The 23,576-nt window shown below is 47.4% G+C and carries 17 protein-coding genes and 1 pseudogene; 4 read left to right on the forward strand and 14 right to left on the reverse strand.

Features of this window, described 5'->3' with window-relative positions; all coding sequences use genetic code 11:
- Positions 1-22 precede the first annotated feature (22 nt).
- Together F7D47_RS05880 and F7D47_RS05885 are read right to left on the reverse strand one after the other, a co-directional pair.
- A complete protein-coding gene (locus F7D47_RS05880; RefSeq protein ID WP_153085391.1) occupies positions 23-598 on the reverse strand; it encodes a hypothetical protein in 576 nt (191 codons plus the stop codon).
- A gap of 501 nt (positions 599-1,099) precedes the next feature.
- The gene (locus tag F7D47_RS05885) at positions 1,100-2,422 is read right to left on the reverse strand and encodes a RagB/SusD family nutrient uptake outer membrane protein (protein ID WP_153085392.1); all 1,323 of its coding nucleotides are present in this window, start codon (positions 2,420-2,422) and stop codon (positions 1,100-1,102) included.
- Between the two features lie 306 nt (positions 2,423-2,728).
- On the opposite strand from F7D47_RS05885, the gene F7D47_RS05890 reads away from it, so the two are divergent.
- Positions 2,729-5,089 (forward strand): TonB-dependent receptor, encoded by a 2,361-nt coding sequence (locus F7D47_RS05890; protein WP_194252595.1) that lies wholly within the window; start codon positions 2,729-2,731, stop codon positions 5,087-5,089.
- Between the two features lie 12 nt (positions 5,090-5,101).
- The gene (gene pnuC, locus F7D47_RS05895) at positions 5,102-5,695 is read left to right on the forward strand and encodes a nicotinamide riboside transporter PnuC (RefSeq protein WP_153085393.1); all 594 of its coding nucleotides are present in this window, start codon (positions 5,102-5,104) and stop codon (positions 5,693-5,695) included.
- Positions 5,696-5,844: 149 nt separating this feature from the next.
- On the opposite strand, the gene dnaA is transcribed toward pnuC, so the two are convergent.
- The 5 genes and pseudogenes from dnaA to F7D47_RS05920 all read right to left on the reverse strand — a co-directional run.
- Entirely contained in the window at positions 5,845-7,260 is a 1,416-nt protein-coding gene (gene dnaA / locus F7D47_RS05900) for a chromosomal replication initiator protein DnaA (RefSeq protein ID WP_153082260.1), read from the reverse strand.
- 310 nt (positions 7,261-7,570) lie between these two features.
- Positions 7,571-8,470 carry an MlaD family protein gene (locus tag F7D47_RS05905; RefSeq protein WP_153085394.1) on the reverse strand — a complete coding sequence of 300 codons (900 nt, stop codon included), beginning with the start codon at positions 8,468-8,470 and terminating at the stop codon, positions 7,571-7,573.
- Positions 8,471-8,520: 50 nt separating this feature from the next.
- Positions 8,521-9,861, reverse strand: a complete 1,341-nt coding sequence (locus F7D47_RS05910; RefSeq protein ID WP_153085395.1) for an N-acetylmuramoyl-L-alanine amidase family protein — start codon at positions 9,859-9,861, stop codon at positions 8,521-8,523.
- A gap of 55 nt (positions 9,862-9,916) precedes the next feature.
- The gene (gene folB, locus F7D47_RS05915) at positions 9,917-10,294 is read right to left on the reverse strand and encodes a dihydroneopterin aldolase (protein ID WP_153085396.1); all 378 of its coding nucleotides are present in this window, start codon (positions 10,292-10,294) and stop codon (positions 9,917-9,919) included.
- 66 nt (positions 10,295-10,360) lie between these two features.
- Positions 10,361-10,819 (reverse strand): annotated as a pseudogene (locus F7D47_RS05920) (adenosylcobalamin-dependent ribonucleoside-diphosphate reductase); the annotation flags it as partial.
- A gap of 369 nt (positions 10,820-11,188) precedes the next feature.
- Here F7D47_RS05920 and F7D47_RS05925 point away from each other — a divergent pair.
- Positions 11,189-11,929: a nitroreductase family protein gene (locus F7D47_RS05925; RefSeq protein ID WP_153085397.1), complete on the forward strand. Its 741-nt coding sequence runs from the start codon at positions 11,189-11,191 to the stop codon at positions 11,927-11,929.
- Between the two features lie 370 nt (positions 11,930-12,299).
- Here the strand turns inward: F7D47_RS05925 and F7D47_RS05930 are convergent, their stop codons facing one another.
- The 6 genes from F7D47_RS05930 to F7D47_RS05955 form a co-directional block, all read right to left on the reverse strand.
- A complete protein-coding gene (locus tag F7D47_RS05930; RefSeq protein WP_153085398.1) occupies positions 12,300-13,763 on the reverse strand; it encodes an MFS transporter in 1,464 nt (487 codons plus the stop codon).
- A gap of 110 nt (positions 13,764-13,873) precedes the next feature.
- The gene (kduI, locus tag F7D47_RS05935) at positions 13,874-14,839 is read right to left on the reverse strand and encodes a 5-dehydro-4-deoxy-D-glucuronate isomerase (protein ID WP_153085399.1); all 966 of its coding nucleotides are present in this window, start codon (positions 14,837-14,839) and stop codon (positions 13,874-13,876) included.
- A gap of 29 nt (positions 14,840-14,868) precedes the next feature.
- Entirely contained in the window at positions 14,869-16,233 is a 1,365-nt protein-coding gene (locus tag F7D47_RS05940) for a PTS galactitol transporter subunit IIC (protein WP_153085400.1), read from the reverse strand.
- 240 nt (positions 16,234-16,473) lie between these two features.
- Positions 16,474-18,951 (reverse strand): bifunctional UDP-N-acetylmuramoyl-tripeptide:D-alanyl-D-alanine ligase/alanine racemase, encoded by a 2,478-nt coding sequence (locus F7D47_RS05945; RefSeq protein ID WP_153085401.1) that lies wholly within the window; start codon positions 18,949-18,951, stop codon positions 16,474-16,476.
- A 52-nt stretch (positions 18,952-19,003) separates the two neighbouring features.
- The gene (locus tag F7D47_RS05950; RefSeq protein WP_153085439.1) at positions 19,004-19,825 is read right to left on the reverse strand and encodes a GSCFA domain-containing protein; all 822 of its coding nucleotides are present in this window, start codon (positions 19,823-19,825) and stop codon (positions 19,004-19,006) included.
- A 42-nt stretch (positions 19,826-19,867) separates the two neighbouring features.
- Entirely contained in the window at positions 19,868-22,357 is a 2,490-nt protein-coding gene (locus F7D47_RS05955; RefSeq protein ID WP_153085402.1) for a YfhO family protein, read from the reverse strand.
- A 239-nt stretch (positions 22,358-22,596) separates the two neighbouring features.
- Here F7D47_RS05955 and F7D47_RS05960 point away from each other — a divergent pair, with 239 nt between their 5' ends.
- Positions 22,597-23,271: an outer membrane beta-barrel protein gene (locus tag F7D47_RS05960; RefSeq protein ID WP_228112454.1), complete on the forward strand. Its 675-nt coding sequence runs from the start codon at positions 22,597-22,599 to the stop codon at positions 23,269-23,271.
- Here the strand turns inward: F7D47_RS05960 and F7D47_RS05965 are convergent.
- The gene (locus F7D47_RS05965) at positions 23,268-23,369 is read right to left on the reverse strand and encodes a BRO family protein (protein WP_228112453.1); all 102 of its coding nucleotides are present in this window, start codon (positions 23,367-23,369) and stop codon (positions 23,268-23,270) included. The genes F7D47_RS05960 and F7D47_RS05965 overlap by 4 nt on opposite strands.
- Between the last annotated feature and the right edge of the window lie 207 nt (positions 23,370-23,576).

The following is a 23,576-nucleotide window of genomic DNA, read 5'->3' on the forward strand; positions in this document are numbered from 1 at the left end:
TAACACCCATTAACCAAATATCCTAACTTGATTCCTGGGTGCAAAGGTAAAAGAATACACTGGCTCGCGCATATCTCACGTAAGGCAGGATATCGTAACCAGCCATCACCTCCAGCATCCTCCTGCGCTTTCTGATTTCCACTATTATCATATAGATGCAATAGGCTACGCTGAAGGCGAACAGGGCTATCATCACATAAATCCAGCTGCCGATATGGAAGTTTCCGCTCTGGATAAAGCCGATGCAGAAGGCAGCCAATATGGCGGCATAAATGCTGGCGCAAACGATGCTCATCTTCCGGCGGTTGGCATGCGTTGCCTCGATATTGTAAATGCCAATAGAGATGAGCGAGAAGCAAGGGGGATAGACCAGAATGTTGAAAACGGCTCCCACAGCAGCGTCTTGCGCCCGGAAGCCCAGAAGCATCTGCATGAGAAATTGTATGGCCAATCCTACCATGGCTCCGATAATCAGCCATCGTGACACTTCATATCGCCGGTTCATCCACTTCATGTGCAGTCGGGTAATACCCAGGATGAGGATATTGACGAACATAAATAGGAAACAGGCGAACTGCAATAAATATAATGTATCCATTTCGTTCTTATTTTTGTATTTGGCATCTGCCAAGATTACTGTTTTATCGTCTTAATATGCATGCAAAAGTACAAATTTTATTTTGAAAAGAGGGTAGAAAAAGGAAAAAAGTGATTTTTAAAAAGAAAAAAAATGGTTTTATTTATCGGGGACAGCTGACGAGTGAAACAAGAACAGCAGACTGGAGAAACTAGAACAGCAGACTAGCGGTAGGAAGAACAGTGGGCTGTCTGAGCCAAACAGCGAATGAAAACCGGTTTGCCAGGTTTTTCAATAACCGAAATATCACAATGGTTCCGGCTGATATCAGAAAAGAAGACGAAAAATTGATTTTACTCTTCACTCTTCACCCAATCGCTGGGAATGCCTTTATATAAAGGGGATTCGAGAGGTGAAGAGTGGGTGAAGAGAGGTGAAGAGTTACAAAAAACTCTTCACCCTCCGCAACGCCTTTATATAAAGGGGATTCGAGCTATCGGGTGAAGAGTGAAGAGTTTTGGGCTATTCCATTGCCTCATATCCTTTATTCTGAACCAACTTGCCATTGAAGGCAAGACTTCGCTGAGGTATCGGGAAGACGATGGAACAGGACGTAAGAGCGGACTGAACAGAACGGCGAAGATGCGAGGACTTGAGGAACTTTCCGAAACGGATAAGGTCCTGACGGTGACAGGTCTCGCCCGCCAGCATAACCTGACGGTCTTCCAGAATATTGGCTAGCGAAGACTTGCGCGCAGGCAAACCGACATGCGCACGAACCATATTATACTCTGCCCTGCCATCCCCATCGTTGCGCTCCATCGCCTCAGCCTTCATCAGTAAAACATCAGCATAACGGAAACGGAAAAGAGGTTTGGCTGGCAGTGGATGCTGAACAGAATCAGCCTCATCCATCACCAGCGCATCCTTCGGCATCTGATAACGCGCAGAACTGTTGAAGATTTCATCCTCCTCTAAACTGCAGCCCTCATCAGCCAGTCTGTTGCAATAGAAGATACAGGTTTCCCAAGCATTCAATATCTTGCTGCGGTTCTCACTAGCCTTGCCGCCCGTAATGAGCGAGGCGCCATCGGCTGTACGCACCATAAATTCCAGGTCCCTACCCTTCGGACGCTTCCTGTAACCCTGCGCCCAATCGTTGTACATATAGATTTCAGCATTCAGCGCCAGTTTAGCCAGCAGGAAGTTAACCACAGGCTGCGTGATGCGCCCATAATGAGAGCCTTCCTCCAAACTGGACGTCTGAGGAAGATAAGGCAACACCTGCTGCAATTCGCTGAAGATGAAATGTAAGATTTCGCTCCGTTCGCTCTGAGCCGACAGCTTTTCATCGGTAACAGAAGAGCCCGATGCCGGTTCATAGATGAGAGATTCTGCCGCAGACAGGAGTACCGGAATCCTGCCAAACAAATCCATCGCTTCATAATACATCATGGCTCTGATGGCACGCACCTCAGCCTTGAACTGCGCCTTCTGGTTATCGGTAAGCCGTACTGACTGTAAATCTATCATATCCAGCGACTTGTTGCACATGCCGATAGCCCGATAAAGATATTGCCAGGAAGAATAAAGCTGTTCATCATCAGGAGAAAGAGAAAGCAGACTGTCCAGACGCTGAATATCGCGGATGCCTTCCCCATCTATCGTTCCACCCATAAAATCATATAAAGGAGCTATGGTCGTATCGAATATTTCAGACGCAGAACCATTGCTGCCACCCCCATCGAGCTGCTCCTTAGGATGCTCATTCAAGCACGATGAGAATGCCAACAGGGTCAGGAAAGAGATGACCCAAGTGAACAAATGTGAAATATATCGTCTCATAATCCTATCACATGAAGTTTAGGTTTCAAACTGTAAGGACTGCGAATAACAGCAATCCGACTGCAAATATAAGAAAAAAGAATGATAAAAGGACACAAATATAGTAAAAATCTACGTAAATTTTGCGGTTATCAAATTTATTTGTACCTTTGCACCCGGTTAGCAGAGAGCTAACTAAGGGGTGCTACCGCCGGAAAAGAGAAAAAAGCGGATGCTGAGAATATACCCATCGACCTGAACCAGGTAATGCTGGCGTAGGAAAATAAGGCACATTCCCCCCTTATATGATGTTTTTAATTTAAATAAATGAAAAGATTCAACGGGATTGCACTCAGTGTAGCGTTTTGCTCTTTGGCAAGCCAGGCTGCACTGGCACAGACAAAAATCGACACCTTGAAGGTGCAGAATTTGAATGAAGTGATTGTAAAAGGCGTACGTGCCGCAAAGGAAGCTCCATACGCCGTGGCTAACATCAGGAAACCAGAACTCAAACAATTCTCTTGCTCAGGTCAGGAATTGCCATTTCTCCTTTCTCGTACACCGGGCATCCTCGCCTGGAGTGAGAACGGTATCGGCACCGGTACTACCTATATGCGCATTCGTGGCGCTGCCGGAAGCCGCATCAATGTAACACTCGACGGAGTGGCCCTCAACTCACCGGAAGACCAGACCGTTTTCTGGGCTAACATGAACAGTTATTCTTCGCTCCTGGGCAGCATCCAGGTACAGCGCGGCGTAGGCTCTTCTACCAATGGCGACGGTGCCTTCGGTGGAAGCATCTCTATGGCTACAGCTGCTCCTTCGCTCAACCCTACTGCAGAAGTTACCGGTTCTTTCGGTTCTTACAATACCTATCATACAGGCGCCAGCTTCTCTACAGGTCTGCTCGGCAAGCATCTGATTTTTGACGGTGCTTATCACGAGACAGCTACCGACGGTTATGTAGACGGTACAGCAGGCCGCTCAGGTTCTTACTATGGCGGACTGACCTGGCTGGGCGATAACTTCAAGATAAGCTACAAGAACATCGGCAACTTCGAGAAGACCGGTCAGGCTTGGAGCGGTGTGCTGGGCGGAGATTACAACTCTAACTTCACCCTCCTTGATGATGGCATCCGCACTTATAAAGATATGTATAAGGCAGGTCTGGATAAGTTTAATGTGCTGACAGGTGATTTGGTTCGCAACGGCAAGGGCGATTATACCATCACTCCTTATACTCTGCGCGACGGAAGCAAATGGGACAAGACTACTGATAACTTCTATCAGAACCATAACATCCTTTCGGCTACCTGGACACCAAGCAGCCACTGGAGCCACAGCCTCTCACTGCATTATACCTATGGCTACGGCTACTACAAGGAGTTCAAGAACAACGCCAAGTTTGCCAAGTTCGGACTCGTCTACAAGGATGCAGAGGGCAACAAGGTCAAGAAGTCTGACTTCATCCGCAAGAAGGGACTCACCCAGCATACCTACGGCATGGTATACAATGCCAACTACAAGGATGAGCACTGGGATGTTATCGGCGGATTGAACCTGCAGCAGTTCCGCGGCAACCACTGGGGATACCTTACTTATATCGCCAACCAGGATGCCGAGAAGAAGTTCTTCGGCAACAATGGTCAGTATAAGTACTATGATTCTGATGCCCACAAGTATGACTACAGCGCCTTCGTCAAGGCAAGCTATCGCTTTGCTGACTACTGGAATGCCTTCGCTGACCTGCAGTATCGCCGTGTAGAATACAAGACCGACGGTATCAACGATAAATTTATCGCCCAGGCAGACGGCAGCTACAAGAACCAGGAGCTGAACATCAACGAGAAGTACAACTTCTTTAACCCTAAGGCAGGTATCAGCTTCAACAAAGATGGTCACAAGGCATACGCATCTGTAGCCTACAGCAACCGCGAGCCAGAGCGCAACAACTTTACCGACAACTTCAACTATCCATTCCCTAAAGAGGAGAAGCTGCTCGATGTAGAGTTCGGCTATCAGTATCAGGGCGACAACTGGCACGCAGGCGCCAACTTCTACTATATGGATTATGACAACCAGCTGGCTCAGACCGGACAGTTGAGTGACATCGGCGAGGCGCTGACCACCAACATCAAGGATTCTTACCGTATGGGCGTAGAGCTGACAGCCGGCTGGGCACCATTGTCATGGTTGTCTGTAGAAGGAAATGCCGCTTTGAGCAAGAACAAGATCAAGGACTTTGATGAGTATGTAAGCAACTGGGAAGACGATACGAAGCCAGGCGTAGTACATTACGACAACTCAACCCTGTCTTATTCTCCATCAGCTATCCTGAACGGATTCATCGACATCCACTATGCCGGTTTCTCTGCTACCTGGCACACCAACTTTGTAAGTCGCCAGTATATTACCAACACAGAAGACCGCGACTTCTCACTTCCATGCTATTCACAGAGCGACCTGAGCCTGAACTATAGCGCCAAGGTAACCAAGGCACTCGGCATCAAGGAGGTAAGCTTCGGTGTGGACATCAACAATATCTTCAACCGCCACTATGCAGCCAGCGCATTCACCTGGGGCAATGCTACCGGTTACGGATATACATTGGACAAACGATTCAAGCAGATAGCCTACATTCCGATGGCAGATACTACCTGGATGACGCATCTTACATTGAAGTTCTAATCAGAAATCATCATGATGGATTATATTGCATCACATGGTTTAGACATCTTTACCACGGTACTCGGACTGGTTTATATCCTGTTGGAGTACCGTGCCAGTATCTGGCTCTGGCTGGTAGGCATCATCATGCCCGCCCTGGACGTATGGCTCTATTGGAGTCATGGTCTTTACGGCGATGCGGGTATGGCGGTCTACTATACAATAGCCGGTATATATGGTTATGCCGTATGGAAATATGGCAAGAAGCACAACCAGAAGGAGAAAGAAGAACTTCCGATTACCTATATGAAGAAGTCGCTCTATCTCCCTACTCTTCTGTTCTTCCTGGCAGCCTGGGGCATCACCTATTATATACTGATAACTTTCACTAACTCTACAGTTCCTCTGCAAGACAGTTTCACCAATGCCCTGAGCTTTGTGGGTCTCTGGGCGCTGGCACGCAAATATATCGAGCAGTGGTTCTTCTGGATTATCGTAGATGCCGTTTGCTTCTATCTCTATATCATCAAAGGCATCCCATTCAAGGCAGGACTTTACGGTCTCTACGTCATCATCGCCGTAGCCGGATACTTTAAATGGAAGAAGATGATGATGAAAAAGAGTTGATAGTTTACAGTTAACAGTTTATAGACGGAAAAAGGAAGCCAAGGCAAAAACAAACTTGCCAGGCTTCCTTTTATTTCATTTATATAAACAAGAACCACTATACCAAGGTTCCGCGCTTAAACTTATCCTATCAGTGAAAAGCACATCCTTTATGCCCTTTTCACCTTTAATCCGTTTTCGATACTAACCAGTTCATCGCTGAATCCAGCATCAATTTTCAGTCTTTCTTCCACTTTTGTACAACTGTGGATAACTGTGCTATGATCGCGATTACCAACGAGTTTGCCGATTCTCGAAGCAGGCATTTTGGTATATTTCTGTGCCAGATACATCGTTACCTGTCTAGCCACGACATAATCACGCTTACGGCTCTTGCTGTTCACGGCAGTAACCGTTACATTATAATGATGGCAAACCGTTTCAACAATATCATCGATGGTGAGCGGCTTATCATCCACCTTCACCGCACGCTTGATGACGCGCTCGGCAAGACGGATATCAATGCTGCTGTTATAAACGATGCTGTAAGCCAGAAGACCGTTGATGGCTCCCTGCAAATCGCGCACACTTCCGTTACAGGTCTGGGCGATGAAAGAGATGACATCTACCGGAATCTTCAAACCGTCACGACGGATCTTATTGCTCAGGATATCCACACACAACTGGATGTTCGGCTTCTCCAACTCGCAGACAAGACCGCAAGAGAAACGGGTGAGCAGACGGTCTGGCATATCCTTCAACTCTACCGGAGGGCGGTCGCACGCCAGGATAATACGCTTTCCGTTGCGGAAAAGGTGGTTGAAGATATGGAAGAAGGTATTCAGCGTCTTCGCCTTACCAGCCCACTCCTGGATATCATCCACAATCAGCATATCGATAGACTGATAGAAGTTGATGAAATCATTGCTCGCATTATGGAGCACGGCATCGGTATACTGGGTCTGGAAAAGACGGGCACTCACATAGAGCACACGCTTCTGAGGATACATCTGCTTCGCTTTCAGACCGATGGCATTCACCAGATGCGTCTTACCGCTTCCCGAAGGTCCGTAAATGAACATTGGGTTAAACTGGGTGGTATTGGGATGCTCGGCAATAGACAATCCTACGGAACGAGGCAGCTTATTGCTGTCACCCTCCATATAATTGTTGAAAGTAAGCTTCGGGTCTAACTGTGTGTCAATGTCTTCCTGCTGCTGGGGAGCGGCAGGCTGGGCAGCCGTCTGCTGGGCACGCTCACGAGTTTGCTTTGCCATATCAGCATCGTCTGGATCTGCCTCTATATCTTGAGAAAGTTTATGCTCCTTATCGGTTACAACACGATAAGTGAGACGGATTCCTTCACCAAAATTACGATGCAGCACCTTGCTTAACAAGTCAACGAAGTTCTGTTCCAAGTACTCGTATACGAACGGACTCGGAACCTGCACCAACAAAGTCTTTGTCGACGGCTTGTACGATTCAAAGACGATTGGCTTGAACCATGTGTTATATTGCTGCTCTGTTACACTATCCTTTATGAGCAAAAGACTGTTGTCCCAGAGGGCTTTTGGACTTGCTAACATTGATTACTTATATTATTAATACTTTAATTCACAAATGACGGGACGCACCAAAAGATGCGAAATCACGTGCAAAGTTACAAAAAAAATAGGAGAAATGCAAATCCCCTTATTTAAAACATTTTAATAGATAGTCTTTAAATTACTGAATACCAAACACTTGCCTAAAATACATATATAGCAGACTGAAATTCAGTGAAACAATAATGTAACGTCCCCGAAACGGCTAACAAACAAACAGTTTGCGAGTCATTTCGGGGCGTGAAACATACCGAATCTTATTTAGACTAAATTTATTTAGCTCGGACTCTTTTTACTTGTCTTTTCTGCCGAAAACAGAGAAATGGACATAGCGTTTCGGATGTGCCTTCAAGTCGATAACCAAAGAGTCGGCATGACTCATGGTTGACGTCAGATTGTCGTACAGCTTGGTATCGTTCATCAGCAATCCGAGGCTTCCCTGGTTGCTGTTCAGCTTCTCAGTAAACTGATGAGCACTCTCCAAAGTCTGGTTCACCTTGTTCAAAGTGCCCTGCACATCAAGACTGGCCAGATTAGCTGTAAGGCGGTTGGTATTATCCAGCACGCCATTTGCCTTTCCTATCATACCCGGAACCTGCTTGTTGAGACCCGCCATCAGGGTATTCAGTTCACGTGTAGAAACGGTGAGGTTGCTTGTGATGGTTTCCACATTATGCAGCGAAGCAGCCAGAGCCGGGTCAGCCAGCAGCGCATTCACGCTGGTAAGGATAGAATCCAACTTAGGCAACATCTTTTCCACTACCGGAATCAGGTTGGCAGCCTTATCCATCATGCCTCCGTTTACAGCACCCGGAATGATACCACCCGGTTCTACTCTTTCGCGCGGATTGTTTGCCAGAAGCAGATTCACCTGCAGGTTACCCATCAGGTCTTTTACTATTTCGGCTTTACTGCCCTGCGGGATTCTCAAATCCTTGTTAATATCCACCTTTACTTTGATAGGACCATTCTCCTTGTAATCATATTCCAAACCATCCACGGTACCTACCTTATAACCATCCGCATAAATAGGCGTAGAGGCACCCAGTCCCTGGATGTCATCAAACGTTATAAAATAGGTATTGTTGGTAGAGAACAGATTCATGCCTTTCAGAAAATTGATTCCGAAATACATAATCAAAATACCGACAATAGCTACAAGAGCTATCTTGATTTCTTTTGTTAGCTTCATATTTATCTCTTTATATATTCGTGCTTATATCTTATCCTTACTCAGGTCAATCAGCGGTTTCTGTTCTGTTTGAACTCACGTATAGCCTGATTCACATCATATTTCTTTCCATTCTTGAAAGCGATGATGAAAGCTTCCGGGAACTTCTCGGCAAGCGTCTTGCGCAAGCGGAAAATCTCATTATAGTTGGTAGAGGCTCCCATCGTATATTTCACCATATTGCCTTCCTGATAACTGTCATAACCGGTTTCGCCCTTAAAATGGGCATCGCCCCTGCGGAGCGTGCGGTTGCTGACAAATATCTGAAGCTTGAAGACAGGCGCATCGGCTACATTGGCTTTATGCTGTGCCGGCTTGTTCTGAGCTACAGTTCTGTTCTGCTGGTTCTGTCTGTTCTGCTGCGTCTGTCTGCTCTGCTGAGCCGGTTTATCCTGCTGGTTCTGTCTTCTGTTCTGCTGAACCGTTTTAGCCTTTGTTGCTCTGGTTTCCACCTGCTTCACCATTCTTCTCGGCGCAGTATCCGCCTCCTCAGCACGGCGCTCGTCCTTCTCCTGCTTCGTATCAGAAACTATCTTGGCAACCGGCACCGATTCTGTATCCGCAGCTCGATAAGGAACCGAGATGGATTTATCGTATTTATTGCGATATTGCGCAAAACCTTCGTAGATGCCTCGGGCTATATCATCCACCCTGCTGGCATCGTTGAGCAGTCTTTCTTCATCGGCAGTAGTGATGAAACCGAGCTCTATCAGACAGCTAGGCATCGAGGTTTCTCTGAGAACCAGGAATCCTGCCTGATGCACACCCTTATCCGGACGGTTGGCACCGGAACATACCTTTCGCTGGATATTGCGCGCCAGTTCTACGCTTCTCTCCATATTCTTACCCTGTATAAACTCGAAGATGATGTAACTCTCAGAAGATCGCGGGTTGAAACCCTGATAGGTCTGCTGATAGCCCTTCTCCATCGAGATAACGGAGTTCTCTCGCATAGCCACATCGAGATTATCCTTGGCACGGTGCATACCGAGCGTATAGGTTTCAAAACCGCGGGCTATCTTACCGGCTGGCAGCGCATTGGTATGTACCGAGATAAACAGGTCGGCATTGGCGCGGTTAGCAATGTTGGCACGCTCTTTCAGAGGAATAAAAACATCCGTCTTGCGGGTATAGATGACTCTCACATCCGGCATATTGCGCTCAACATATTTGCCAAACTGCAATGCCACAGAGAGATTGATATTCTTTTCTTTGGAAATAGCACCAAGTGCACCCGCATCATGACCGCCATGACCTGGGTCAATAACGAGCGTGAAACGGCGGTTGGCGCCTGTCGCTGTCAGCACCAACATACACAATAGTGTCAATATGAGTGTTATTTTCTTCAACATATCTTTCTGATGATTTTGCAAAATTACTACTTTTGTATCAGAAAACCTAAATCTACTATAAAGTTTTATCATTTGTTAATACAACTTCTACCCCTGCGCCGTCACAATCTGCTCCAAAAGGAGGATTAACTTTGGTAATGGCGAGTTGTATTTTCTGAATAGTCGGATATTCTGCAAAGAGTCGCTTTCCTATCCTTCCGGCTACATGTTCCAGCAGTTTGCTAGGTATCTCCATCTCCTGTTTCACGAGTTCATAGAGTTCTGCATAGTTGATGGTTCCAGCCAGTTCATCGGTTTCCATGGCACTGGAGAAATCATAGCTTACATCCAGATTCACCACATAGTCGTTGCCCACCTGGGTTTCCTGTGGCAGAACGCCGTGATATGCATGGAAACGGACATTCTTCAAGTATATCTTACTACGGAAAAGCATGGTTTATATCAGTTTCTATCTTGGGGATTAGGATTCGGAATCGCTATCATCGTAAAGTTTCATCAGGCTACCATCCTTCAAATATCTCTTCAGGGCTGTTACAACACCTTTCTTCCAGGTATTGATGTTATCAGAAGTAAGCTGGAGCTGATAAACGAGTTTGATGACATGTTCGATAGGCATACGGTAGCGCAGCACACCGGAAATCAGCTTGGCATAGTTCCAGTATTCAGGATTAAACTTCTCGCTCAATCCCTCAACCGTAATCTTATAGCCTCGCTTGTTCACAAACTGGAAGTCGTATCGCTTCAATCCTCCATCAAGAATGGTCTTCACAATCTTGCCTTTGCTTACAGATTTAGGCAGCATGATACCCTCGTCCTCATCCTGCAAACCCGTGAAGATTTCGTATGGATGACCATCGAGCAGTCCTACTAGAGCCACCCATTTCTCCTTATTATTCTGGAATCGCACCACATCGCATTCCAGTTCTCGAGGTCGCACCTCCATCACTTCAGGAGAGAAAACAGGAAGATGAGTTTCCTCTGAAACAACATTGGCTATCTGATCATAGAGTTTATTCCAATCAGACTGTTCTACATGATAATTCTGATGAAGTGTTGCCAGATTAGCATTCAGTTCATCTATAAGAGCCTTGGAAGCCTCTTCAAAAGTCATATTTTCAGTATATTTCATATCAAACGTTTCATATTTAGGTGCAAAATTAAACTTTTATTTCTAAAATCTGAAACGTTTTGCCATATATTTCACTAAAAAAGCGAAAGAAAGACAACTTTTTGGGAAACTTTCACTAACTTTGCAGCAAAATAGGGTTCTGAAATGGAACAGAACTCCTATATATATAATAAGGTATAATGATAAAATAAAAAAGATATGGAATCGATTAAGAACAGAACAAGCATCAGAAAATATGCAGAGAAGGAAGTATCAGAAGAACTCCTGAACCGCCTTTTGGAAGAGGCAGAGCGCACCCCGACAATGGGAAACCTGCAGCTTTACAGCGTTGTGGTAACAAGAAGTGAAGAAGGAAAGAAGGCGCTGGCGCCAGCCCACTTCAACCAGCCTATGGTAACAGAAGCCCCTGTCGTCCTCACCATCTGTGCTGATTATCGCCGCACAACCCTCTGGGCAGAGAACCGCAAGGGAACCCCGGGCTATGACAACATTCTCTCTTTTATGAATGCAGCTACCGATGCCCTTCTCTTTACCCAGACCTTTACGAACCTGGCAGAAGAAGCCGGTTTGGGCACCTGTTTCCTGGGAACTACGGTTTATATGCCAAAGATGATCATCGACACCCTGAAGCTCCCTAAGCTCGTAATGCCAGTAGCCACATTGACCATCGGATGGCCGGCAGAACATCCAGCCAAGAGCGACCGTCTGCCATTGCGTAGCATCATCCACCACGAGCATTTCGAGGATTATACCCCAGAGAAGATTGACGACTTCTATGCAGAGAAGGAGGCATTGGAAGAGAACAAGGAGTTTGTACGCATCAACAACGTCGAAACCCTAGCCCAGGTTTTCACCGACATCCGATATACAAAGAAGGATTGCGAGGCGATGAGCCAAGGTTTCCTTGAAGCCCTCAAACAGCAAGGATTTCTTGACTAAAGAGCATTCCTCTTCTATCTTTGTCGCTTGAAGAATGCATCTATAAAGATTAAAGAACCTATATAATAAACTGAAGTTTCGCAAGTTTTGCCCCACACGCCCTGAAAGGGCAGAAGTTCCTAGAGCATTTGAGCCTTCAGCCCGTTCTTGAACCACATGCGAAAGTTCAGTAATAAGGTACAAGGATGCACTTCTATATGATTGCTGGCAGTTGGCAGCAACGTTGCCGGCAGCTGCCAGCAACATTGTCGGCAGCCGTCAGCAACATTGCTGGCAGCTACCGGCAATCATATAAACCAACATATTAAGACGAAAGAAAGCTCATCTGTCTATTGACAAATGAGCTTTCTTCAATATATAATATCAAGTATTATTCAACCACGATTGGCTTGTACTTAGGAACCAATGCCTTCATGATGCACCAGCCTACGAGGTAAGCAACACTACAGATGCAGAATACAATCATGTAGGCACCTGGCTTGCCATCAAAGCCCATGAAGCTGAAGGCAGAACCCTGACCCTCTGCATAGGTGAAGAGCATACCGGAACCCTTGTTGATCAGGAAGGAACCGATACCACCTGCCATCGCACCAATACCGGTGATGGTAGCTACAGTTGACTTAGGGAACATATCACCGATGGTAGAATAAAGGTTAGCTGACCATGCCTGATGACCTGCACCGAGCAAACCGATGATGATAGCTGGCCACCATGCACTGTACTCACCCATAGGCTGGGCAATCAGACCGAGCAATGGGAAGCAAGCGAAAATCAACATCGCACGCATTCTACCGATATATGGATTCATACCTTTCTTATCTACAAAGTAGGTTGGCAAGTAACCACCACCAATACTCAATACGGTTACAATAGCATAGAGAGTGAAGATGAGGGCGATACCCATACCTGAATCTGAAGAATAACCATACTGGTCAGAGAAGTAAGCAGGAGCCCAGAAGAGGAAGAACCACCAAACACCATCAGTCATCAACTTACCTACGATGAATGACCAGGTCTGACGGTAGCTGAAGCACTTCAGGAAACCGATAGTCTTCTCCTCAGCGGCAGTCTCAGCCTCTTTCTCAGCCTCAACCTTATCGAGGTCCTCATCCTGCTCAATATAAGTAAGCTCAGCCTTGTTTACATGCTTGCTGTTAGATGGTTTGTCATAGAGCCATACCCAGAGGCCCATCCATACATAACCGAGCACACCGATAATGATGAATGCCCACTCCCAGCCCATGCTGCGAGCCAACAATGGAATGGTAGCTGGAGCTGCCAAAGCACCTACAGAAGCACCACTGTTGAAGATAGCGGTAGAGAAAGCACGGTCTTTCTTAGGGAAATACTCTGCTGTTACCTTGATGGCTGCAGGGAAGTTACCAGCCTCACCCACAGCAAGAATCAAGCGGCAAGAGAGGAACAGCCATACACTGATTGTAGCAATCGCTACTGCTGCATCACTACCAGCCTGTACCATGCGGAGTGCCTCGATTGAATCATAACCTTCCATCTGCATAGCAACCCAACCGCAACCGGCGTGCATCACTGCACCTGTTGACCATACGAAGATAGCAATGAGATAACCTTTCTTGGTGCCCATCCAGTCAACGAACTTACCTGCGAAGAGGTTGGCGATGGCATAGAAGATTGAGAAAAGACCGGTGATAGTACCATAGTGGTCATCTGTCCAGTGGAATTCTGGAGCAATGAAGTCTTTCCATGTTAAAGAGAGAACCTGACGGTCCATGTAATTGACTGTGGTTGCAATGAAGAGCAGCGCACAGATCACCCAACGGAAGTTGGACATTTTACTTGTTGTAATAGGGCTCATTTTACAAAAAAGTTTTTAAGCGTTATACTTATTTTTATTTTAGATTACTATTTAGACGGCAAATCCTGGCTTATGTCATCATAAGCCAGGTTGCCTTTTATTGTTTTTCTTTATTCCAATGTAGGAATCTTCACTACCTGCATATCGTTGTAGATCAGATTCTCGCCTGCCATACCCCAGATAAAGGTATAGTTGCTGGTACCTGCTGCACAGTGGATAGACCACTCTGGAGCAATCACAGCCTGCTCATTGTTCAACCAGATAGGACGTGTCTCCTGTGGCTCACCCATTACGTGGAGAATCTTCTGACCCTCTGGCACATTATAATAGAGGTAAGTCTCCATACGACGGAGGTGGGTATGAGCTGGCATGGTGTTCCATACAGAACCCTCCTTCAACTCGGTAACACCCATCTGCAACTGGCAGGTACGAACACCGGCTACACCGTCGATAATCAACTGGTGGATTACGCGGTCGTTGCTCTCCTTCAGGCTACCAGCCTTGATGTTGTTGGCATCCTTCAGGGTAACCTTCTTGGTAGGATATGTCTGATGAGCACAAGCGCTGTTCATATAGAACTTAGCTGGCTTAGCTGCATCCTTGCTGCTTACCTCGATGTTCTTGGCACCACGACCTACGTAGAGAGCCTCCTGGAAACCGAGTGTATACTTCTTGCCGTCTACGGTTACAGTACCCTCGCCACCGATGTTGATGATACCCAACTCGCGGTTGTCGAGCAGATTTTTCTGATCGTTTGGCTTGTCTGTATAGAGAGGAGCGATAGAAGTCAGCTTCAGAGGAGCGGTTGTTGGCTCAGCACCACCGATGAGGAAGCGGTCGAATAGGGTGTATGTCCAGTTTACCTCGCCTGGAGCGAACACCTTCTCGATAGCGAACTCACCGCGAAGACGGTCTGTTGTATAGTGCTTTGCATCCATCGGATTGCTTGCATAACGAACATTGTAGTTAGTGTAGGCATTTTCTGCCTTCACTTCATAGCCACATTTTCCACACTGGCCAAAAGCCTGACTTGCTGTTAATACCATTACTGCTAATATTAATGTTAATTTCTTCATAATTATCTTGTTTTTACTTTTTTACCTTTTTACCCTTTTACCTTTCCCTCTTCCTTCACGATGCGCTGACGGTTGATAACCATCATGGCTACTGTGATGACTGCGAGAACACCCATACCTACGTATGAAAGCTTCACACCGCGATAGATAACCCATCCGAAGAGAGAGGATGCAAAATCGAGTGCACCGCCTGAGAATCCGTCAGGGATATGAGCGGCATTATCGCCTGTTGCTGCATAAACCTGGTTGGCTGCCAGCGTAAAGTCTGGTGCCATATCGGTAACGAAATAGAGACCGATGACGAGGGTTACCAGACCGATGATAAGCGTCTTCACCACATTACCTTTTGTAAACGGCAGAATCATTGGGAAGAGGTAGAACATACCTGCCAACGAAGCCAAAGGCAAGAACTGGTTGCCTGGCAGGAAGACTGCGATAGCCAGAATAACCGGAATCAGAATCACAGATGCTACCAGGGTAGTTGGATGACCGATAACCAGTGCTGGACTCATACCGATATGAACCTTCTTGCCGTTAAACTTGGTCTTCACCAACTCCTGTGTCTTCTCTGAGATAGGCTTTAAACCGTCGATAAACAGGGCTGTGATACGAGGAATCAGCTCCATCACAGCGCCCATCGTTACACCCAGGAAGAGAATCTTCTTGATATCGAGCTGGGCTGCCCAACCAATCAGGGCACCTACGATAACACCGAGTACCAGTGGCTCGCCGAGCACACCAAACTTCTTCTTCAGTCCCTCTGCATCGATATCGAGCTTAGAGAAGCCCGGAATCATATCGAAGAGTTTATTGAAAACGATTGCGAATGGCATGAAACTCTGGCAGAATGGCTGCGGAATAGAGATACCATCCAAATCGTAATATTTCTGGAATCTGTCGGCTGTCAAGTCTGCACAGACCAGGGTATTGATGTAGCAGACGATGGCTGCGAAATAGCCCCAGAGCAAACTCTGACCCATCACGAAGTAAGCCACTGCACCGATAAAGGCGAAGTGCCAGTAGTTCCAGAGGTCGATATTTACGGTACGTGTTGTCTTGGTAATCAACATCAGGAAGTTGACACCCAGACAGATTGGGATAATCAATGCTCCCACTGCTGTATTGTAAGCTACAGCTGCAGCTGCTGGCCATCCCATGTCAAAAACGTTTAACTGGAGGTGGTAGATGTCAGAAATAGCCTTCAATGGGTCGTTGAAGTTGGTAGTCAGCAATGCTGTTACCACGCCCAAGCCTACGAAACCCACGCCTACGAAGAGTCCCGACTTCAAAGCCTTTCCGAATTTCATGCCAATACACAGACCGATAACCGTGAAGATGATAGGCATCATCACGCTCGCACCGAGACTGATAATATAGCTAAATACTTGTTCCATTTTAATTTTTTGAATTGTTTAATTGTTAGAAAATACTCGACAAGGAGCACCCTTTTTTGTCTTTAGATGATTTGTTGTGTGCAAAGATACACTTTTTTCTTCAATTACAATACGTTTTGATGGAAAAATTTACGCAAAAAAAAATCCTATCAGAACATTTCTGATAGGATTTCTCTATTTTTATACGTTTTTAAACGATTTTCATACTTCATACATCCGGCATTTCACGCCAGATGCAGCTTAATCCTGGAAGTAAACTCTCTTCACACGGTTGCTGATGGTGGTCAGCACCTCGTAAGGAATCGTCTCGAGGATATCGCTCAGTGTCTGTACTGGCAGATGCTCGCCGAAGATTTCTACCGAATCTCCTTCCTTGCAAGGGATGTCGGTCACGTCTATCATAGCCACATCCATGCAGATGTTGCCCACATAATCTGCCTTCTGACCGTTCACCAGACAGTAGGCATGGCGGTTACCCAGACGGCGGTTCAGTCCGTCAGCATAGCCGATAGGGATGGCTGCGATAACGCTGTCTCTGTCGAGAATCGTCTTGCGGCTGTAGCCCACGCTGTCGCCTGCCTTCACGTTGTGCATCTGCAGAATGGTTGTCTTCAGGGTGCTCACGCAGTTGATGGTCTTGTTGTTGCGCGAATTGATGCCATAGAGTCCGAGACCCAGACGGCACATATCCAGCTGGCGCTCCGGGAAGTGCTCGATACCTGCCGAATTGCAGATATGGCGCAATATCTTATGGTCGAAGGCTGCCTGTAACTGCTTGCTGCCCTTGTCGAAGAGTTCAAACTGATGAGCTGAGAAATCATCGAAGCTGTCGTCATCGCTGCCCACGAAGTGAGAGAACACAGAACGTGGGATGATGGCATTCTGGTGTTTCAGCTTGCCGATGAGTTCCTCCATATCGTTCTCAGGGTCGAAGCCCATGCGGTGCATACCGGTATCCAGTTTGATATGGACAGGGAAACCGGTTACGCCCTCCTTCTCGGCTGCCTTGATGAGCGCATCGAGCAGACGGAAAGAGTAAACCTCCGGCTCCAGGTCGTAATCGAACATGGTCTTGAAGGCGGTCATCTCCGGATTCATGATCATGATGTTGCTGGTAATGCCGTTCTTGCGCAGCGTAACGCCCTCATCGGCTACAGCCACAGCCAGATAGTCTACACGATGGTCCTGCAAGGTCTTGGCTATCTCCACGGCACCTGCGCCGTAGCCGTCTGCCTTGATCATGCATACCAGTTTGGTTTCCGGCTTCATAAACGCACGGTAGTAGTTCAGATTGGCTACCACGGCATTCAGATTCACCTCCAGCGTAGTCTCGTGTACCTTCTGTACCAGCAGTTCGGTGAGCTGGTCGAAACCAAACTGGCGGGCGCCCTTCAGCAGAATCACCTCATCGCGCAGAGAAGCAAACACCTCGCTGGCGATGAATTCTTCTACATCCTGGAAGAAGAACTTCTCCGAAATCTGAATCACGTCGTGCTGTTTGCAGAGTTCAGGACCGATACCGATGAACTTCACCACGCCACGTTTGCGGGCTAAATCGCTCACCTCTTTATATAATGCCTCCGGTGCCTGACCGCTCTGGTAGATGTCGCTCAATATCAGCGTATGGCGACGACCGCGATGGTCTGGACGGCGGTTCATGAAGTCGAGGGCGATATCGAGCGAATTGATATCACTGTTGTAGCTGTCGTTAATCAGCGTACATCCGTGCTGTCCTACCTTCACCTCCAGTCTCATTGCCACAGGTTCGAGCTGTGCCATGCGCTTGTCGATATCTTCAGCAGAAAGACCGAGTTTCGATGCTACGACGGCAGAGATGATGGCATTCTGTACAGATGCATCGTCGATGAACGGGATAGAGAAACTGTCTTCCTCACCTTTATATATATAGGTAATCACGCTCACGCTCTGCTGCTTCTCGATGTTCTTCACATAGAAAGGAGCCTCCGGGTTCTTGAGCGACCAGAAGAGTTTCTCGCCTTTATAGTCGGGATATTCGGCTATCACCTTGTTGATAACCTCGTCATCGCCATCATAGATTACGGTCTCCGCATCATGGAAGAGGATGAGTTTCTCCCGGCATTTCTCCTCCATGGAAGAGAAGTTCTCCTGATGCGCAGCACCCAGATTGGTCAGTACGGCGATGGTTGGCTGGATGATGTCACGCAGGGCAAGCATTTCGCCAGGCATACTGATACCTGCCTCGAAAACGCCCACCTGGGTCTGCTCGTTCATCAGCCATACCGACAATGGCACACCTATCTGAGAGTTGTAACTGCGCGGACTGCGGGTAACAAACATGCTTGGCGAGAGCAGCTGGTAGAGCCACTCCTTGACCATGGTCTTGCCGTTTGAGCCCGTAATGCCTACGATAGGGATGTTGAACTCGTCACGGTGGCGCTCAGCCAGACGCTGGAGAGCCTCGAGCGTGTTTACTACCTTCAGGAAGTTGGCTCCCGGATAATCAGAAGCATAGCCCTTAGGCACATTCGTTACAACAAAGTTTTTCACACCTCTGCGATACAACTCAGGGATGTAGTTATGACCATCATTACGCTCCGACTTGAGCGCAAAGAACAGAGTTTCCTCTGGGAAACAAAGTGAACGACTATCGGTCAGGATAAAACCGATGTTGGTATCATTGTCTCCATAGCGACGCGCACCTATCAGTGTGGTTACCTTTTCAATAGTATATGTCATTGTCTTGTTATTTAAATATTCTTTATTTTATAAGAGATGATATTTCTCCATTTTATAAGAGATGATATTTCTCCTCAAATTGTCTTTTCTTCTCTTCCGTCCGGGCGATGAACTTCTGGTGTTCCTCGCTCTCGGGATGGAAGGGTTTATGGCCGAGTGCTTCGCGGATGGGCCTCCAGTCTTCCAAAAACTGCTCCGCTGCCTTGCCGAAGTAGGTTGCCCGGAACCGCTCCCAGATATATTCCACAGCCTGTTCGCTCGGATGCAGCATGTCTTCCTTGTAGAAGCGGTAGTCACGAAGTTCATCGTTCATGATTTCGTAAGCAGGGAAATAACTCACCACACCCGGATTCTCCTTCACCAGCTTATCGGCTGCCAGCAGGAGCGTAGCCTTCGAAAGCTGACTCCCGTGATAGCCGTATTTCGCATAGCGGATAGGACTTACCGTGATGATTACCTTCAGGCTGCCGTCACTTCCTTCAGATGCTTCCAGCTGCGATTTCAGCAGATTGATAGCCTTCTGCAGATAGCCGGCACATTCGTCCACGCTCAGTTCCCGCTCTTCGAAGAGGCGCTGCGGGCGCTTCTGGCAGTTGTCCACTATCTCGCCCGTCTCCTTCAGGATATACACATGGTTGGTACCCAGCGTAAAGACAGCCACACGGGGACGCACCTCGGAGCATTTCTCTACCGTATGGAGAATGCTTGCCGGATTATACATCACCCCGAAGGGATTCACCGTAGCCCGGAAGCGGTTCTCCACAAACCGCCTACCCAGATTGTCGGCAAAGCAACTGCCCACAAAGAGCATCCGCTCTGCCGCCTCTATCTCGAAGTCGGCCTTCGGAATATCTATTTCTGTTCTAAATCGCATCATCAGAATTTTCAATCTGTCTAAGGGGATTTGCAATCCCCACTATTCCTTCTTGCGTTTTCTCACCTCAACCACTACACCTATTATAATAAGGAGAGCCAGAACGCCATAACCGATATAAGCCACGGTCTCGGTATTCTTGAGCGACTGAGGATGGAAATCGAGCACTACTTTGTGGTTGCCTGCCTTCACATTCAGCGCACGCAGGATATAGTTCACTCTGCCCAGTTCAGCCGGCTGACCATCTACCGTAGCCGTCCAGCCCGGATAGTAAATCTCTGAGAATACGATCACGCCGCCCTTGTTCGACTTCACCTCGTAAGTCAGGTTGTTCGGCTTATACTGCGTCATCTTCACCACCGAAGTATCATCCTGCTTCACGCTCTGCGCCAGCTGTTCCTTGAACTTGGCATCAGCCACAGCCACGTGTCGGAGGTTCACCTTGCCCACGCCGTCAATTTCCTCGTTGGCATTGTTCACATACTTCACCTCGTCTACGAACCATGCATTGCCGTAGGCATACGGATTCTGAACCGGAACGGTCTGTCCGCCCTGCAGCGGCATGATGAAGTATTTGGTGTTCAGCATGTTCAGTACCGGATAGATACTGTCGCCGTTCACCTTGGTCATATCGCCGCCCGCAGCAGCTACCGCCTGCATGGTCTTCTGCATTTCAGGAGCGATATGCGCATCAATCATCTCCTGGTAGCGACGGAGCTTGGCTGGATGATAACCGCCGATGCTCTTGTGGTAGTAAGAGGTCTCGTTCTCATTGAATGTATTCGATGCCAGATTCAGCACACGGTAGTCGAGTGCCTTGTCACGGCAGATAATCTTGTCGGTCTCGGTCATCTGCTGCGGTGTATCGCGCTGCGCCTTGTCTACGAACATATCATCGTAGAGATAGCGCTTGTTCACCATCCACATATCTACCAGACAGAGCACGGCGATACCGGCAATCATATATTCCTTGCCCAGCTTCTTCATCTTGAAGAGCATCAGCAGAGCCGAACCGATGAGGATGATCCAGAACGAACGCCAGCAGTCGGATGTAAAGATGCCCTTGCGGATATCTGTCAGATTACTCATGATTGGAGAGATATACTCCTGAGGCAACTGCTGCAGCGCCTGTGTCTCCTGTACCGATACGAAATCTGGGAAGAATACGCCCGGCATGATGGCGAAGAGCAGACAGAAACCTGCTGTCAGACCGAAACTGGCATATACATATTTTATCTTCTCTGTCAGAATCTCCGGCTCATCAACAATCTTCTTCAGCGCCATCATCGCCAGGAGCGGGATGGTGAATTCTGCGATGACCAGTATAGATGCCACTGTTCGGAACTTGGCATACATCGGCACATAATCGAGGAAGAAATTGGTAAACGGCATGAAGTTTCTACCCCAGGCGAGCAGGATGCTCAGGATGGTGGCAGCAAGCAGCGCCCACTTCATCGGACCCTTCACGATAAACAGACCCAGGATAAAGAGCATGCAGACGAAGGCACCTACATATACCGGTCCGCTCGTTCCCGGCTGGTTGCCCCAGTACTGTCCCAGCTGCTGGTAAATCTGCACGAAGTTAGGATCCGCCTTCTCCATCGCCTGCTGGTTCTGCGCCAGCGGCACGGAAGCACCGCCCTTGGCATCCGGAATCATCAGCGTCCAGGTTTCGTCGATACCATAGCTCCACTGTGTGATATAGTCTCTATCCAGACCGCTGCTGGTCTGGTTAGCCGAATTTTTCTTTACGAGTTCGCTCTTTCCACGCATGGTTTCCTGACCGTACTGCCAGGTATGATAAAGGTTCGAGAGGTTGAGTGAGATACCGATGAGGGCACCCACCACGCATACCGCCGTAGCCTTTCCGAAGCGTGCGAGTTCACCTTTCTTGATGGCATCTGCCAGGAAGGCTATCACCATGAAGAGGATGATAAAGAGGTAGTAATAAGTCATCTGCACGTGGTTAGCCTGCACCTCGAAAGCCGAGAAGATGGCAGTAAGGAGCAGTCCCTTGAGATACTTGCCCCGATAGGCAAGCACCACGCCCGCAATCATCGGAGGCAGATAAGCCAGCGCCCATACCTTCCAGATATGTCCGGCAGCGATGATGATAAAAAAGTAGGACGAGAATGCCCAGATGATACTTCCCAGCGCCGCCAGCGACTGTCTGAAATCGAAGGCACGCAGCATGATATAGAAGCCCAGGAGGTATACGAAAACATACCATACATAGTCTGGCAACCACAGATGATATGCCTTCACAATCTGGCTGAGCACCTGATTACTGTCATACGAAGGCGACATCTGATAGGTAGGCATACCGCCAAACACCGAGTTCGTCCATCGTGTAGTCTCTCCAGTCTGCTGCTGGAAGAGTTCCTTTTCATGTCCCAGTCCCTTTCCTGCTGCCGCATCATGTCGGAAGAGGATTCGTCCGTCCATATCGGCAGGCATAAAGTAGACGAAGGAGATGATTGCAAATGCAATAACTACCAGAATATCCAGTAGATACTTCTTCAAAAATTTCATATTTCTATATAAACGTTTATAATTTGAAGGCAAAGATAGCACAAATTGGAGACAAAACAAAAAAATATAGCAAAAATTTATATTTTTTTTGTTGAGAAAGTTGTATTAGGTCAGAAATAGGGGTTCCCCTCTATCATTTAGGGAAACACTCGCTGCCGTTTCGGTTTTTATCCCTACCTTTGCACCGTAAAACAAGTTTCTTCAAACAGTATATATTAATGTATAAAAGAATAAGAATTATGAAAAGATTAGCATTCATCATGATGGCATTGCTCCTGGCTCTGATGCCGGCAGCAGCACAGAATTATCGTGACAGCAGATATTACAACAGCAGGACAGACCGTCTCGACTACCGTTACAACCACAACTACGGCAGCCCGTATTACGGATTCCGCATCGGTCCTGCCTTCACCTTTGTCAATTCCGACGATTCCCGTCTGGATGGTGGCGACTGGCAGACCGGCCTGAATGTGGGCGTAGTAGCCGGCATCCCATTGACCGACAGCGCCCCACTCTATCTCGAAACCGGACTTTCATATATAGAGAAAGGTGGCAAGAAGGAACTTCCTGAAGGCAAGATGACCTACAATCTCAACTATCTTGAGATTCCAGCCGTACTGAAGTACAAGTACGAAGTAGACGACCACTTCTCCATCCAGCCTCAGGTAGGCGGCTATTTTGCCGTTGGTGTAGGAGGCAAGATCAAGAACTTTGCCGAGCGTGAAGCAGAGAGTTCATTCAAGGATGCAAACTTCCGCCGCCTTGATGGTGGTATCCGCATCGGCTGCGGCATCGGCTACGACATGTTCTATGCCGATCTCACCTACGATATCGGTCTTGCCAACATCTGCCACGACAGTTTCGACAAATCGCGCAATGGAGCCCTCCAGCTCATTTTTGGAGTTAACTTCTAGGAAACCTCGGCAGTAACCCAGTTCTTGAACTTCACGACAGTAGAAAGCTTAGAGCCGAGAGCCAAAGCATAGAAGCCGCTCTCGTTAACATAGAGCATCTGTTGGGCACAGAACCGCGGTTCTCCTTTTAAAAAAAACTACCCATGCACCTTAAAACAGGGGGCATGGGTAAGACCATCCGTATTCAGTATTCAGTTATTCAGTTTTTTTTTAACCCTTACATGGATAAAGGGTTTGAAAACCCGAAAGAAATGGATTGGTTATTTTGTAATGTATTTTTTATTATTATATTATATTATATCTGC

Source organism: Segatella copri (assembly GCF_009494835.1).
Taxonomy (GTDB): domain Bacteria; phylum Bacteroidota; class Bacteroidia; order Bacteroidales; family Bacteroidaceae; genus Prevotella; species Prevotella copri_F.

Bases quoted from the DNA above. Each gene is read 5' to 3' on its own strand.
- F7D47_RS05910 (WP_153085395.1), bottom strand. From the start codon at position 9,861: ATGTTGAAGAAAATAACACTCATATTGACACTATTGTGTATGTTGGTG.
- F7D47_RS05960 (WP_228112454.1), top strand. From the start codon at position 22,597: ATGAAAAGATTAGCATTCATCATGATGGCATTGCTCCTGGCTCTGATG.
- F7D47_RS05890 (WP_194252595.1), top strand. From the start codon at position 2,729: ATGAAAAGATTCAACGGGATTGCACTCAGTGTAGCGTTTTGCTCTTTG.
- F7D47_RS05940 (WP_153085400.1), bottom strand. From the start codon at position 16,233: ATGGAACAAGTATTTAGCTATATTATCAGTCTCGGTGCGAGCGTGATG.
- F7D47_RS05885 (WP_153085392.1), bottom strand. From the start codon at position 2,422: ATGAGACGATATATTTCACATTTGTTCACTTGGGTCATCTCTTTCCTG.
- F7D47_RS05965 (WP_228112453.1), bottom strand. From the start codon at position 23,369: ATGCTCTATGTTAACGAGAGCGGCTTCTATGCTTTGGCTCTCGGCTCT.
- kduI (WP_153085399.1), bottom strand. From the start codon at position 14,839: ATGAAGAAATTAACATTAATATTAGCAGTAATGGTATTAACAGCAAGT.
- F7D47_RS05905 (WP_153085394.1), bottom strand. From the start codon at position 8,470: ATGAAGCTAACAAAAGAAATCAAGATAGCTCTTGTAGCTATTGTCGGT.
- folB (WP_153085396.1), bottom strand. From the start codon at position 10,294: ATGCTTTTCCGTAGTAAGATATACTTGAAGAATGTCCGTTTCCATGCA.
- F7D47_RS05880 (WP_153085391.1), bottom strand. From the start codon at position 598: ATGGATACATTATATTTATTGCAGTTCGCCTGTTTCCTATTTATGTTC.
- dnaA (WP_153082260.1), bottom strand. From the start codon at position 7,260: ATGTTAGCAAGTCCAAAAGCCCTCTGGGACAACAGTCTTTTGCTCATA.
- F7D47_RS05950 (WP_153085439.1), bottom strand. From the start codon at position 19,825: ATGCGATTTAGAACAGAAATAGATATTCCGAAGGCCGACTTCGAGATA.
- F7D47_RS05925 (WP_153085397.1), top strand. From the start codon at position 11,189: ATGGAATCGATTAAGAACAGAACAAGCATCAGAAAATATGCAGAGAAG.
- F7D47_RS05930 (WP_153085398.1), bottom strand. From the start codon at position 13,763: ATGAGCCCTATTACAACAAGTAAAATGTCCAACTTCCGTTGGGTGATC.
- pnuC (WP_153085393.1), top strand. From the start codon at position 5,102: ATGATGGATTATATTGCATCACATGGTTTAGACATCTTTACCACGGTA.
- F7D47_RS05945 (WP_153085401.1), bottom strand. From the start codon at position 18,951: ATGACATATACTATTGAAAAGGTAACCACACTGATAGGTGCGCGTCGC.
- F7D47_RS05955 (WP_153085402.1), bottom strand. From the start codon at position 22,357: ATGAAATTTTTGAAGAAGTATCTACTGGATATTCTGGTAGTTATTGCA.